The organism is Pseudomonas sp. TMW22091, from assembly GCF_022496705.1.
In the GTDB taxonomy this organism is placed as follows: Bacteria; Pseudomonadota; Gammaproteobacteria; order Pseudomonadales; family Pseudomonadaceae; genus Aquipseudomonas; species Aquipseudomonas saxonica.
In genome coordinates this window covers 163,324-175,787 of sequence record NZ_SCFI01000006.1, presented here as the reverse complement: position 1 = coordinate 175,787, position 12,464 = coordinate 163,324, and the positions used below count along the sequence as shown (strand labels likewise).

General features: G+C 55.7%; 13 protein-coding genes. 12 read left to right on the top strand and 1 reads right to left on the bottom strand.

Annotated elements, in window-relative coordinates; genetic code table 11:
- The first annotated feature begins 122 nt into the window (after positions 1-122).
- From EQV93_RS13680 to ispD, 5 genes are all read left to right on the top strand, one after another.
- Complete coding sequence (locus EQV93_RS13680; RefSeq protein ID WP_122781855.1) at positions 123-1,754, top strand: CTP synthase; 1,632 nt, start codon at positions 123-125, stop codon at positions 1,752-1,754.
- 5 nt (positions 1,755-1,759) lie between these two features.
- Positions 1,760-2,605: a 3-deoxy-8-phosphooctulonate synthase gene (gene kdsA / locus EQV93_RS13675; RefSeq protein ID WP_122781857.1), complete on the top strand. Its 846-nt coding sequence runs from the start codon at positions 1,760-1,762 to the stop codon at positions 2,603-2,605.
- Positions 2,606-2,757: 152 nt separating this feature from the next.
- Complete coding sequence (eno, locus tag EQV93_RS13670) at positions 2,758-4,047, top strand: phosphopyruvate hydratase (protein ID WP_122781859.1); 1,290 nt, start codon at positions 2,758-2,760, stop codon at positions 4,045-4,047.
- Between the two features lie 168 nt (positions 4,048-4,215).
- Positions 4,216-4,494, top strand: a complete 279-nt coding sequence (gene ftsB, locus EQV93_RS13665; RefSeq protein WP_003440483.1) for a cell division protein FtsB — start codon at positions 4,216-4,218, stop codon at positions 4,492-4,494.
- The gene (ispD, locus tag EQV93_RS13660; RefSeq protein ID WP_122781860.1) at positions 4,491-5,195 is read left to right on the top strand and encodes a 2-C-methyl-D-erythritol 4-phosphate cytidylyltransferase; all 705 of its coding nucleotides are present in this window, start codon (positions 4,491-4,493) and stop codon (positions 5,193-5,195) included. The genes ftsB and ispD overlap by 4 nt, the downstream gene beginning before the upstream one ends.
- A gap of 153 nt (positions 5,196-5,348) precedes the next feature.
- On the opposite strand, the gene EQV93_RS13655 is transcribed toward ispD, so the two are convergent.
- On the bottom strand, positions 5,349-6,248 hold the full coding sequence (locus EQV93_RS13655) for a LysR substrate-binding domain-containing protein (protein WP_146385266.1): 900 nt from the start codon (positions 6,246-6,248) through the stop codon (positions 5,349-5,351).
- 107 nt (positions 6,249-6,355) lie between these two features.
- Here EQV93_RS13655 and EQV93_RS13650 point away from each other — a divergent pair, with 107 nt between their 5' ends.
- From EQV93_RS13650 to EQV93_RS13620, 7 genes are all read left to right on the top strand, one after another.
- Positions 6,356-7,468: an S-(hydroxymethyl)glutathione dehydrogenase/class III alcohol dehydrogenase gene (locus tag EQV93_RS13650; protein ID WP_122781864.1), complete on the top strand. Its 1,113-nt coding sequence runs from the start codon at positions 6,356-6,358 to the stop codon at positions 7,466-7,468.
- Positions 7,469-7,568: 100 nt separating this feature from the next.
- Positions 7,569-8,414 (top strand): S-formylglutathione hydrolase, encoded by an 846-nt coding sequence (gene fghA, locus EQV93_RS13645; RefSeq protein ID WP_122781865.1) that lies wholly within the window; start codon positions 7,569-7,571, stop codon positions 8,412-8,414.
- Positions 8,415-8,457: 43 nt separating this feature from the next.
- Positions 8,458-8,931, top strand: coding sequence for a 2-C-methyl-D-erythritol 2,4-cyclodiphosphate synthase (gene ispF, locus EQV93_RS13640; RefSeq protein ID WP_122781867.1), 474 nt, complete (start codon positions 8,458-8,460; stop codon positions 8,929-8,931).
- On the top strand, positions 8,928-9,986 hold the full coding sequence (truD, locus tag EQV93_RS13635; RefSeq protein ID WP_122781869.1) for a tRNA pseudouridine(13) synthase TruD: 1,059 nt from the start codon (positions 8,928-8,930) through the stop codon (positions 9,984-9,986). Before ispF ends, truD begins: the two co-directional genes overlap by 4 nt.
- Complete coding sequence (gene surE / locus EQV93_RS13630) at positions 9,974-10,723, top strand: 5'/3'-nucleotidase SurE (protein WP_240891741.1); 750 nt, start codon at positions 9,974-9,976, stop codon at positions 10,721-10,723. The genes truD and surE overlap by 13 nt, the downstream gene beginning before the upstream one ends.
- 41 nt (positions 10,724-10,764) lie before the next feature.
- Positions 10,765-11,400, top strand: a complete 636-nt coding sequence (locus EQV93_RS13625) for a protein-L-isoaspartate(D-aspartate) O-methyltransferase (protein ID WP_167654264.1) — start codon at positions 10,765-10,767, stop codon at positions 11,398-11,400.
- A gap of 208 nt (positions 11,401-11,608) precedes the next feature.
- Positions 11,609-12,436 carry a peptidoglycan DD-metalloendopeptidase family protein gene (locus EQV93_RS13620; protein WP_122781872.1) on the top strand — a complete coding sequence of 276 codons (828 nt, stop codon included), beginning with the start codon at positions 11,609-11,611 and terminating at the stop codon, positions 12,434-12,436.
- Positions 12,437-12,464 lie beyond the last annotated feature (28 nt).

The window sequence follows — 12,464 nt, the reverse complement described above, 5'->3', positions numbered from 1 at the left end:
GTTCCAACGCAGCAGTTTTTCAAAAGGTGCACTGTGACTAATGCTGGTGATTGGGGGCTTCGGCCTTCCTTCGCTTTCCCCGGCGGCTCTGACCGCTTTAACGCAGACTTCTAGGGTTTTTCATGACGCGCTACATCTTCGTCACGGGCGGTGTTGTTTCTTCATTGGGGAAAGGCATTGCCTCGGCTTCATTGGCAGCCATCCTGGAGGCGCGGGGACTTAAGGTCACCATGCTGAAGCTGGACCCCTACATCAACGTTGATCCGGGCACCATGAGCCCGTTCCAGCACGGTGAAGTGTTCGTCACACACGACGGCGCAGAAACCGACCTGGACTTGGGTCACTACGAGCGGTTTATCCGCACGACGATGACCCAGAACAACAACTTCACCACGGGCCGTGTTTACGAGCACGTTCTGCGCAAGGAGCGCCGTGGTGATTACCTGGGTGCAACCATTCAGGTAATTCCGCACATCACCGACGAAATCAAACGTCGGATCATCAAGGGCGCCGGCGATGCCGACGTAGCGATGGTTGAGATTGGCGGCACTGTGGGTGACATTGAGTCGCAACCGTTCCTCGAAGCAATCCGTCAGTTGCGCATCGAAGTGGGCGCCAAGCGCGCCATGCTGATGCACCTGACACTGGTTCCGTACATCGCCACCGCAGGCGAAACGAAAACCAAACCTACACAGCACTCGGTTAAAGAGCTGCGTTCGATCGGCTTGCAGCCAGATGTTCTGATCTGCCGTTCCGATCACCACGTTGATGTGTCCTCGCGTCGCAAGATTGCGCTGTTCACCAACGTAGAAGAGCGCGCCGTTATTTCGCTGGAAGACGCCGACACCATCTACAAGATCCCGGGCATGCTGCACGCTCAGGGCCTGGATGATTTCGTCGTTGAGCGTTTCGGTCTGGAATGCAACAGCGCTGACCTGTCCGAATGGGACAAAGTGGTCGACGCCAAGCTGAACCCGGAGCACGAAGTCACCATCGCGATGGTAGGCAAGTACATGGAACTGCTGGACGCGTACAAATCGCTGATTGAAGCGATGAGCCACGCCGGTATTTCCAACCGTACCAAGGTCAACCTGCGTTATATCGACTCCGAAGACATCGAAAACAAAGGCACTGAACTGCTTGAAGGCTGTGATGCCATTCTGGTTCCGGGCGGCTTCGGTCTGCGCGGCGTCGAAGGCAAGATCACCGCGGTTCAATATGCACGTGAAAACAAGGTGCCATACCTGGGTATCTGCCTGGGCATGCAGGTAGCGGTTATCGAGTTCGCACGTAATGTGCTGGGCTGGAAAGACGCCAACTCCACCGAGTTTGATCGCAACAGCGGCCATCCGGTAGTGGGTCTGATCACCGAGTGGGAAGACGCCACTGGTGCAGTCGAAACCCGTACCGAAACCTCGGACCTGGGCGGCACCATGCGTCTGGGCGCGCAGGACTGCCAGTTGGCACCCGGCTCCAAGGTGCACGACTGCTATGCCAAAGACGTGATCGTTGAACGTCACCGTCACCGCTACGAAGTGAACAACAACCTGCTGCCTCAGTTGATGGAAGCGGGCCTGAAAGTGACGGGTCGTTCCGGCGACGGCGCGTTGGTAGAAGTGGTTGAAGCACCGGATCATCCTTGGTTCGTCGCTTGCCAGTTCCACCCGGAGTTCACCTCGACGCCACGTGATGGCCATCCATTGTTCACAGGTTTCGTCAAAGCAGCACTGGCGCAACACGAGAAGAAGGCATAAACAGCATGGCGCAAAAGATTATCCGTGTAGGCAATATCGAAATTGCCAACGACAAGCCAATGGTCTTGTTCGGTGGCATGAACGTGCTGGAAAGCCGTGATATGGCCATGCAGGTGTGTGAAGAGTACGTGCGGGTTACCGAAAAGCTCGGTATTCCTTATGTATTCAAGGCCAGTTTCGACAAGGCCAACCGCTCATCTGTCAGCTCGTACCGTGGCCCCGGCCTCGAAGAAGGCATGCGGATTTTCCAGGACATCAAGGCCGCCTTTGGCGTGCCTGTGATCACCGACGTCCACGAGCCTGCGCAAGCAGCCGTGGTCGCGGAAGTTTGCGACATCATCCAGTTGCCGGCTTTCCTGTCGCGCCAGACTGATCTGGTCGTGGCCATGGCCAAGACCGGTGCTGTGATCAACATCAAGAAAGCCCAGTTCCTTGCACCTCAGGAAATGAAACACATCCTGAGCAAATGCGAAGAAGCCGGCAACGATCAGTTGATCCTCTGTGAACGTGGTTCCAGCTTTGGCTACAACAACCTTGTAGTCGACATGCTGGGCTTCGGCATCATGAAGCAGTTCGAATACCCGGTATTTTTCGACGTGACCCACGCGCTGCAAATGCCCGGTGGTCGCGCCGATTCGGCCGGTGGTCGTCGTGCTCAAGTCACCGATCTGGCCAAGGCTGGCATCAGTCAGAGCCTTGCAGGTCTGTTCCTTGAGGCACACCCGGATCCAGACAACGCCAAATGCGACGGCCCTTGTGCCTTGCGTCTGGACAAACTGGAGCCTTTCCTGGCCCAGTTGAAAGCGCTGGATGAGTTGGTTAAGAGTTTTCCGACAATAGAAACCGCGTAAACCCCGTTTCTCCGGTAAAGTACCGCACGATTTCTCGGGCCTCAGGGCCCGAGCCTTATCGTCCGCAAGGTTGCCTGTCATTTACCCCTTGCCGCCGATAACGAAATTTCCCTCAGCTGCGTGTTTTCGTCAACTTTGGAGTATTTACAACAATGGCAAAGATCGTCGACATCAAAGGTCGTGAAGTTCTCGACTCCCGTGGTAACCCCACCGTGGAAGCGGACGTGCTTCTCGACAACGGCATCATCGGCAGCGCTTGCGCGCCGTCCGGTGCTTCCACCGGTTCCCGTGAAGCATTGGAACTGCGTGATGGCGACAAGAGCCGTTACTTGGGCAAAGGCGTTCTAAAAGCCGTTGCCAACATTAACGGCCCTATTCGTGATTTGCTGCTGGGTAAAGACCCGGTTGATCAAAAAGCGCTGGACCACGCGATGATCGCGCTGGACGGCACTGAAAACAAAGGTTCCCTGGGTGCCAATGCCATCCTCGCCGTCTCTTTGGCTGCGGCCAAGGCTGCTGCTCAGGATCAGGACCTGCCGCTGTACGCGCACATTGCCAACCTGAACGGCACGCCGGGTGTTTACTCGATGCCTGTGCCGATGATGAACATCATCAACGGTGGCGAGCACGCTGATAACAACGTCGACATTCAAGAGTTCATGGTGCAGCCAGTCGGTGCCAAGACTTTCTCTGACGCGCTGCGCATGGGCACTGAAATCTTCCATCACCTCAAAGCTGTGCTCAAGGCCCGTGGCCTGAACACTGCTGTAGGCGACGAAGGTGGTTTTGCGCCTGACCTGGCGTCGAACGAAGAAGCGCTGAAAGTAATCTCCGAAGCTATCGCCAATGCCGGTTACACCCTGGGCACAGACGTAACGCTGGCGCTGGATTGCGCTGCCAGCGAATTCTACGAAGACGGCAAGTACAACCTGTCGGGCGAAGGTCAAGTGTTCGATTCCGAAGGCTTTGCTGAATACCTGAAAGGTCTGACTCAGCGTTACCCGATCATCTCTATTGAAGACGGTCTGGACGAGTCTGACTGGGATGGCTGGAAAATCCTGACCGACAAAATTGGTGAGAAGGTTCAGTTGGTCGGTGATGACCTGTTCGTTACCAACACCAAGATTCTGAAAGAGGGCATCGATAAAAAGATCGCCAACTCGATTCTGATCAAGTTCAACCAGATCGGCACCTTGACCGAAACACTGGAAGCTATCCAGATGGCCAAGGCCGCGGGTTACACGGCGGTCATTTCCCACCGTTCGGGCGAAACCGAAGACTCCACCATTGCCGATCTGGCCGTGGGCACGTCGGCTGGGCAGATCAAAACCGGCTCTCTGTGCCGCTCTGATCGCGTTTCCAAGTACAACCAATTGCTGCGCATCGAAGAGCAGTTGGGGGCGAAAGCCAAGTACAACGGTCGCAACGAGTTTCGCGGCTAAGCGGTAGATGGTAAAAAGTCCTCAGATAGTGTCAGAAAATTCGCCAAGTACGGTTTTTTGACACTAGTCTGATGCTTCTGTATACCAAGCCTGGTTCGTCCAGGCTTTGTACTATTCGTTGTTTACGTTTTCGGCATGGCTGTCTTTTCACTGGATACCTGATATTCGATGCGCAGTCCCAATTGGTTGTTTCTCATCTTGCTCTTGCTGCTGGCTGGCCTACAGTATCGTCTGTGGGTGGGAAATGGCAGTTTGGCGCAGGTTACCGACCTGACACAGCAAATCGCTGATCAGCATGCTGAAAATGAAGTGTTGCTGGAGCGTAACCGCGTGCTGGATGCGGAAGTGCTTGAATTGAAAAAAGGCATGGAGACCGTTGAAGAACGAGCCCGCCATGAATTGGGTATGGTCAAGGAGGGCGAAACCCTCTACCAGTTGGCCCAATGAGCTTTTCATCACCGGCCTTTTGGGCCGTGATTCCTGCCGCGGGCGTCGGTGCCCGTATGGCTGCAGACCGTCCCAAGCAGTATTTGCAATTGGGCGGGCGCACTATTCTGGAACACAGCCTTGGCTGTTTTCTCGATCATCCAGGCCTTAAAGGGCTGGTGGTCAGCATTGCTTCTGATGATCCCTTCTGGCCGTCCTTGCCGTCAGCTGCTGACCCGCGTGTGGTGCGGGTTGACGGTGGGCGCGAACGTGCCGACTCGGTGCTCAATGCACTTTTGCATTTACATGCGCACGGCGCGTGCGATGACGATTGGGTATTGGTTCACGATGCGGCCCGGCCGAATCTTTCTCGCGAAGACCTCGACAAACTCTTGGGTGAGTTAGCCGATGATCCTGTAGGTGGCTTGTTAGCCGTGCCTGCACGGGACACCCTTAAAAAGGTGGATAAACAAGGGCGTGCCGTTGCGACGATCGATCGTAGTTTGATCTGGCAGGCATACACACCGCAGATGTTCCGACTGGGTGCATTGCATCGAGCCTTGGCTGATAGTTTGGTGGCTGATGCGAACATTACGGATGAGTCGTCGGCAATGGAGTGGGCAGGTTTGGCCCCGCGCCTGATCGAAGGCCGTTCGGACAACATCAAAGTCACCCGCCCCGAAGACCTGGAATGGCTTCGGTTGCGTTGGGTAAATCGCTGATCGGACCTATAATTCGCGATCGCTTTGTAGCAGCTGCCGAAGGCTGCGTCCGGCTGCGAAGCAGTCGTAAACCCTGAGAATCTAACCTACCTGAGACTCCGCGCAATCTGAGTTCACGGCCGCTTCGCAGCCGGACGCAGCCTTCGGCAGCTGCTACAGGTCTGTGTATTCCACCCGTTTGGCCAATCCTTCTTTTAAGTAGTCCACCAGTTTTCTGACTTTGGGCGACAAGTGCCGCTGTTGCGGATACAGCGCCCAAACTGCGGTGTTAGGCGGTTGATGGGTCTGCAGTAAAGACACCAGTGCCCCGGTCTTTAAATGCTCCAGCACGTAATAGTCTGGCAACTGGCAAAGACCTACGCCGAGCAACGCCGCATCCAGAACCGCCTGCCCGCTGTTACACCGCCAATTGCCCTGTACACGCTGTGAGAATTCGCGGCCATCTTGCTGCAATTGCCATTGATCGGAGCTGCCAATCAAGCAGTTGTGACGGCTCAATTCCGACACGCTATGGGGCCTCCCGTAATGCTCCAGATAGGACGGTGCCGCGCATACGTACATCCGTCTCGGCGCAAGGCGGGTGGCCACCAATCTGGAGTCCTGCAAGCGACCCAGTCGTATGGCGAGATCGAGACTCTCATGTACCAGATCCAACGTGCGATTGGTCAGCTCAATGTCCACCCGTAGCTGGGGGTACATGCCCATAAAACGTGTGACCAACGGCACAATAAAGCGCTCCCCGTAAGCCACCGCGCAGGTCATGCGCAACATGCCTTTGGGTTCGCTGGATAAGTCGCCCACAGCCCGTAGTGCCTCTTCGCGCCCGTCTTGCAAACGCTGACAGTGCTGCAAAAAAGTTTGGCCTGCCTCCGTCAGCGTGACCCGTCGCGTACTGCGATAAAACAATCGGGTCTGTAAACGCTCTTCGAGGCGCGCCACCTGGCGGCTGATATGGGATGAAGAAACGCCAAGTCGCTCGGCCGCTGCGGTGAATTGGCCGCATTCAGCCACCGCAACAAACTCATCAATACCTTCCCAGCGGTTTTCATTCACGCTTATTGTCCCTGTGTAGCAATAATGTTTTGCTTTTAACTGGATTATTCATCAAACAGCGCTCAACTACACTGTCCGTCTTGTTTGTACTTTGTTGGAGACGATTGATGATCAAGTCCCGTGCTGCTGTAGCGTTCGAAGCCAAAAAACCGCTTGAGATCGTAGAAGTTGATGTTGCCATGCCCAAGGCGGGTGAAGTACTGCTGCGGGTTGTTGCCTCCGGTGTCTGTCATACCGACGCATACACCTTGTCGGGCGCTGACCCGGAAGGCATCTTCCCCTCGATTTTAGGCCACGAAGGCGGTGCTATCGTTGAGGCCATTGGCGAGGGCGTTACCTCAGTTGCGGTCGGTGACCATGTAATCCCGCTTTACACGCCTGAGTGCGGCAAGTGCAAATTTTGCCTGTCTGGCAAGACCAACTTGTGTCAGGCCATTCGTGCGACTCAAGGCAAAGGCCTGATGCCTGACGGCACTACGCGCTTCTCCTATAAAGGTCAGCCTATTTTCCACTACATGGGTACCTCGACATTCTCTGAGTACACCGTGGTGCCAGAAATTTCTGTGGCCAAGATTCAAAAAGAGGCGCCGCTTGAGAAGGTGTGTCTGCTTGGGTGTGGCGTGACCACCGGGATTGGTGCAGTCCTCAATACGGCCAAGGTCAAGCCGGGTGACACCGTGGCCATTTTCGGTCTGGGTGGCATTGGCCTGTCAGCGGTTATTGGTGCGGTCAAAGCCAAGGCGGCGCGGATCATCGCCATTGATATTAACCCGGCCAAATTTGAAATTGCCCGTCAGCTGGGCGCAACCGACTGCGTCAATCCAAAAGACTTTGATCGTCCGATTCAGGAAGTGATCGTGGATATGACAGACGGTGGCGTCGACTTCTCTTTCGAATGCATCGGCAATGTGCAGCTTATGCGTGCGGCACTGGAGTGCTGCCACAAGGGCTGGGGCGAGTCCGTCATCATCGGCGTTGCCGGTGCTGGCCAAGAAATTTCGACCCGTCCATTCCAATTGGTCACCGGTCGCGTCTGGCGTGGTTCGGCATTTGGCGGCGTACGTGGTCGCAGCGAGTTGCCAAGCTATGTGGACATGGCACAGAGCGGCGAGATCCCGCTGGATACGTTCATCACCCACACCATGGGTCTGGAAGACATCAACAAGGCTTTCGACCTGATGCACGAAGGCAAAAGCATCCGCACGGTTATCCACTTCTAACCCATAGCTGAAAGTTGCAAGCCTCAAGCGACAAGTGGGAGATACAGCCCCGCCTGCTTTTAACTTGAAGCTTGCAGCTTAAAACGTGGAGCTGCTTCTTATGCCCTTAACAAATATTTCCTGCCAGAAAAGCTTTGGCGGTTGGCACAAGCGTTACAAGCACCGCTCTGAGGTGTTGGGTTGCGACATGGTGTTTGCCGTGTACTTGCCACCGCAAGCGGAGCAGGGCGCAACATTACCTGTGCTGTATTGGTTGTCGGGTCTGACCTGCACCGACGAGAACTTCATGCACAAGGCCGGTGCAATGAAAATGGCCGCTGAATTAGGGCTGATTATTGTTGCGCCGGACACCAGTCCTCGTGGCGAAGGCGTACCGGATGACCCCCAGGGCGCGTGGGATTTTGGCCTGGGAGCCGGTTTTTACCTGAACGCGACACAGCAGCCGTGGGCCCAGCATTACCAGATGCACGATTATGTGGTGCACGAGTTGCCTGCATTGGTTGAAGCTCACTTTCCAGCCTCGCAAAAGCGTGGCATCAGCGGCCATTCGATGGGTGGGCATGGTGCTTTGGTGTGTGCATTGCGTAATCCAGGGCGCTATCAATCGGTGTCGGCTTTTGCGCCGATCAGCAACCCGATGGATTGTCCTTGGGGGCAAAAGGCTTTTTCCCACTATTTGGGTGATGAGCGTGCACGCTGGCGTGAGTGGGATGCCAGTGTGTTGATAAGCGAGGCCAAGGAAAAGCTGCCGCTGCTGGTGGATCAGGGCGATCGTGATGACTTCTTGACGGTGCAACTCAAGCCAGAAGCGCTTCAACAAGCGGCAAAGTTGGCCAATCATCCGCTGACCTTGCGTCTGCAACCCGGCTATGACCACAGCTATTTTTTCATTGCCAGTTTCATTGACGACCACTTGCGTCACCACGCAAGCGCACTAAGTGCTTAATAGTAGGTAGAATCACGCCCTGACTTAATCGGGGCGTTTTTTTATGCGTATTGGCCACGGCTATGATGTGCACTGTTTTGCTGAAGGCGACTTTATAACCTTGGGCGGTGTACGAATCCCCCATAAATTCGGGCTGTTGGCCCACTCCGATGGCGACGTGCTGTTGCATGCACTCAGCGATGCTTTGCTGGGGGCTGCGGCACTGGGCGACATCGGCAAGCATTTCCCTGACACCGACCCGCAATTCAAGGGCGCTGACAGTCGCGTCCTGTTGCGCCATGTCGTGAGTCTTATCCATGCCAAGGGCTGGAAGGTCGGCAATGTCGACAACACGATCATTGCTCAGGCGCCAAAAATGGCGCCGCATATCGAAACCATGCGTGCGTTGATTGCCGCGGATCTAGAGGTTGATTTGGACCAGGTAAACGTAAAAGCCACTACCACTGAAAAGCTGGGCTTTGTAGGGCGTGAAGAAGGTATTGCCGTGCACGCCATTGCTTTGTTGGTTCGCGCATGAACGAGTTTGATCTGCTGGGGCCGCTGGCTTACGGCGAGCCTTTAGGCTCGGCAGTGCTCAAAGCCACGGCTGAAGATTTTCAGGTAGATGAAGTGCTGGACATACCGTTGTCCGGAGACGGCGAGCACCTGTGGCTGTGGGTTGAAAAGCGTGGTCTGAACACCGAAGAAGCGGCACGGCGTATCGCCAAGGCGGCCGGTGTTCCCTTGCGCACAGTCAGCTATGCAGGTCTCAAGGATCGCCAGGCACTGACGCGTCAATGGTTCAGCGTACAGCTGCCAGGCAAGGCTGATCCTGACTTGTCGGCCGCTGAAAATGACACGCTGAAGATACTCAAAACCTCCCGGCATAAACGTAAATTACAGCGTGGCGCCCATGCGGCCAACGGTTTTACCTTGCGTCTGACGCAGCTGGATGCCGACAAGGAGGCGTTGCAGCAGCGTCTGGAATTGATTAGCCGGCAAGGCGTGCCGAACTATTTTGGCAGCCAGCGTTTTGGCTGGCAGGGCGGAAATGTGGGCGAGGCACGCGATTATGCCGCTCGCAAAGCGTTGCCTGAGCAGCGCAATGTCCGTTCGCGTCTGCTGTCCACGGCCCGCAGCTACCTGTTCAATCAGGTGCTGGCTGCGCGGGTAGCCGATGGCTCCTGGCAGCGTGCTCAAGTCGGTGACTTGCTGGCTTTTACCGACAGTCGAAGTTTCTTCCCTGCGGGCGAAGCCGAGTGCAACGATCCGCGACTGGCGATTCTTGATCTTCATCCAACCGGCCCTCTGTGGGGCGAGGGTGAGTCTGCAACCACCCACGCGACCCATGTGCTGGAGCAGTCGGTCGCCGCACGTGAAGCCGACCTGCGTGACTGGCTGGTGCGTGCCGGCATGAGCCATGAGCGGCGTATTTTGCGACTGCCCATTGGGCGGTTGACGTGGCATTATCCGGAGCCTGACATTCTGCAACTCGAATTTGTTCTGCCGGCCGGATGCTTCGCCACTGTTCTGGTGCGCGAACTTGTTGATCTGGTGCCTTTGGGTCAAACGGACAACTTATGCGTATTCTGATTTCTAACGATGATGGGGTCACCGCTCCGGGCTTGGCTGCGCTTTATGGCGCGCTTGAAGATTATTGCGAGTGCGTGGTAATTGCTCCTGATCAAGACAAAAGCGGTGCGAGCAGCTCATTGACGCTTGATCGCCCGCTGCACCCGCAGACCCTGAGTAATGGCTTTGTCAGCATTAACGGGACCCCCACCGATTGCGTCCATCTGGGTATTCACGGCTTGTTGAATCAGCAGCCGGATATGGTGGTGTCGGGCATCAATCTGGGCGCCAATCTGGGTGACGACGTGCTGTATTCAGGCACTGTAGCGGCAGCGCTAGAAGGGCGTTTTCTCGATCTCCCTTCGTTTGCCTTCTCGTTGGTTTCACGTCAGGTCGACAACTTGCCAACGGCGGCTCATTTCGCCCGTAAGTTGGTAGAAGCCCATGCATCGCTGAATTTACCGCCACGTACGGTTCTCAACGTCAACATCCCTAATTTGCCCCTTGAGAAAATTCGCGGTATCCAGCTCACCCGCTTGGGCCACCGTGCCCGAGCATCCGCGCCGGTACGGGTTGTCGATCCTCGCGGTAAAGCGGGCTACTGGATTGCAGCGGCCGGGGATGTCGAGGATGGCGGTGAAGGCACGGATTTCCATGCAGTAATGCAGGGGTATGTTTCTATCACTGCGCTGCAACTGGACCGTACGTTTGGCGATGGTTTCAAAAACCTTGCCAGCTGGTTGGAGGGTTTGGGTTGAAGGGGCGTGAGCAAGATGGGCTGATGCACAGAGGCATTGGCATGACCTCGGAACGTACCCGTGAGCGTCTGATTCAGCGCTTGCTGGAAGAGGGTATTGTCAACCGCAACGTATTAGAGGTCATTCGCCGTACACCGCGTCATCTGTTTGTCGATGAAGCACTGGCGCATCGTGCCTACGAAGACACCGCGCTGCCGATTGGAAATAACCAGACCATCTCCCAACCCTACATGGTGGCGCGCATGAGCGAGCTTCTACTGGAGGACGGGCCGCTGGACAAGGTCATGGAGATCGGCACCGGTTCAGGCTATCAAACAGCAATCTTGTCGCAGCTGGTGGAGCGGATCTTTTCGGTCGAGCGGATCAAGGTGCTTCAGGATCGTGCCAAAGAGCGTCTGCTCGAACTGAACCTGCGTAATGTCGTGTTCCGTTGGGGGGATGGCTGGGAAGGCTGGCCGGCTTTGGCTCCCTACAACGGCATTATCGTGACCGCTGTGGCGACCGATGTTCCTCAGGCCTTGCTGGATCAGTTGGCCCCGGGTGGAAGGCTGGTCATTCCGGTAGGCGCTGGCGAGGTTCAGCAGTTGATGCTGATCGTGCGCGAGGAGCACGGTTTCGCCCGGCGGGTTATTGGCAATGTCCGATTTGTGCCCTTACTCAATGGGCCGTTGGCCTAGCCTTTATTCAAGCCTAGTGAATTATAGGGCGGGCCGCAGGTCATAAAGGCCATTGGCCGGCCCTGCTGAGTGCGTGTTTGTGCGTATAAACGCTTGTTTATGGGACGGCTTTGCTCTTAGCAAAGCTGTACAGCCAGTTATACTTGCGGTTGAACCAAGCCAGTACTGGCACTCTAATATTTAACCACCATCTAAAAGGGAGCGGCGGGTGAGTCTCACAGTCATTGCGCAGCGTATGGATATCAAAAGCTATCAGAGGCTGGTGGTCGGTCTACTCCTGAGTGCGACTCTGCTTTTGTTGGCGGCGTGCTCCAGCACACCGAAGAATGGCGTACGGGTCGTTGATCGCAATGGCGTTGCTCAGCGTCCTGCTGTAACGACCGGGCAGTACGTCGTTCGACGCGGCGACACGCTGTTTTCGATTGCCTTCCGTTACGGCTGGGACTGGAAAGCATTGGCCGCCCGGAACAAGATTGATCCGCCCTTTACGATTGTCCCTGGTCAGACGATACGTTTCGATGGGCGTGCCGGAACCGTGCCTTCCGGGGGTACTACAACCACCGTGGTGTCTTCCTCTGCAGGTACTAAAACCACCGTAATCAAGCGTCCGGCCACCACGTCTAAAGCGACTGTGGCGCCAGCCCCATTACCCGCAGGCCCTGCTCCCAAAGGCTGGGGATGGCCTTCTGATGGCATTTTGATCGGTAAATTTTCTTCAAACGGTAGTTTGAATAAAGGTATTGATATCGCCGGAGATTTGGGACAGCCTGTTTTGGCTGCGTCTGATGGGTCAGTTGTTTACGCCGGCAGTGGATTGAGGGGCTACGGCGAATTAGTCATCATCAAACACAGTGACACCTACGTCAGTGCCTACGGTCATAACCGCAGGTTGTTGGTTCGGGAGGGGCAGCAGGTCAAGGTCGGACAGACAATTGCCGAAATGGGGTCAACTGGTACAGACCGGGTGAAACTTCACTTTGAGATTCGCCGTCAGGGTAAACCTGTAGATCCACTGCAATTCCTTCCACGACGTTGATCGGTTACCAGCCTGTTCCTGATGTAGC

What these genes read in the sequence shown, in the direction of transcription:
- EQV93_RS13680 (WP_122781855.1), top strand. Translation starts at nt 123, where the DNA reads ATGACGCGCTACATCTTCGTCACGGGCGGTGTTGTTTCTTCATTGGGG.
- kdsA (WP_122781857.1), top strand. Translation starts at nt 1,760, where the DNA reads ATGGCGCAAAAGATTATCCGTGTAGGCAATATCGAAATTGCCAACGAC.
- eno (WP_122781859.1), top strand. Translation starts at nt 2,758, where the DNA reads ATGGCAAAGATCGTCGACATCAAAGGTCGTGAAGTTCTCGACTCCCGT.
- ftsB (WP_003440483.1), top strand. Translation starts at nt 4,216, where the DNA reads ATGCGCAGTCCCAATTGGTTGTTTCTCATCTTGCTCTTGCTGCTGGCT.
- ispD (WP_122781860.1), top strand. Translation starts at nt 4,491, where the DNA reads ATGAGCTTTTCATCACCGGCCTTTTGGGCCGTGATTCCTGCCGCGGGC.
- EQV93_RS13650 (WP_122781864.1), top strand. Translation starts at nt 6,356, where the DNA reads ATGATCAAGTCCCGTGCTGCTGTAGCGTTCGAAGCCAAAAAACCGCTT.
- fghA (WP_122781865.1), top strand. Translation starts at nt 7,569, where the DNA reads ATGCCCTTAACAAATATTTCCTGCCAGAAAAGCTTTGGCGGTTGGCAC.
- ispF (WP_122781867.1), top strand. Translation starts at nt 8,458, where the DNA reads ATGCGTATTGGCCACGGCTATGATGTGCACTGTTTTGCTGAAGGCGAC.
- truD (WP_122781869.1), top strand. Translation starts at nt 8,928, where the DNA reads ATGAACGAGTTTGATCTGCTGGGGCCGCTGGCTTACGGCGAGCCTTTA.
- surE (WP_240891741.1), top strand. Translation starts at nt 9,974, where the DNA reads ATGCGTATTCTGATTTCTAACGATGATGGGGTCACCGCTCCGGGCTTG.
- EQV93_RS13625 (WP_167654264.1), top strand. Translation starts at nt 10,765, where the DNA reads ATGACCTCGGAACGTACCCGTGAGCGTCTGATTCAGCGCTTGCTGGAA.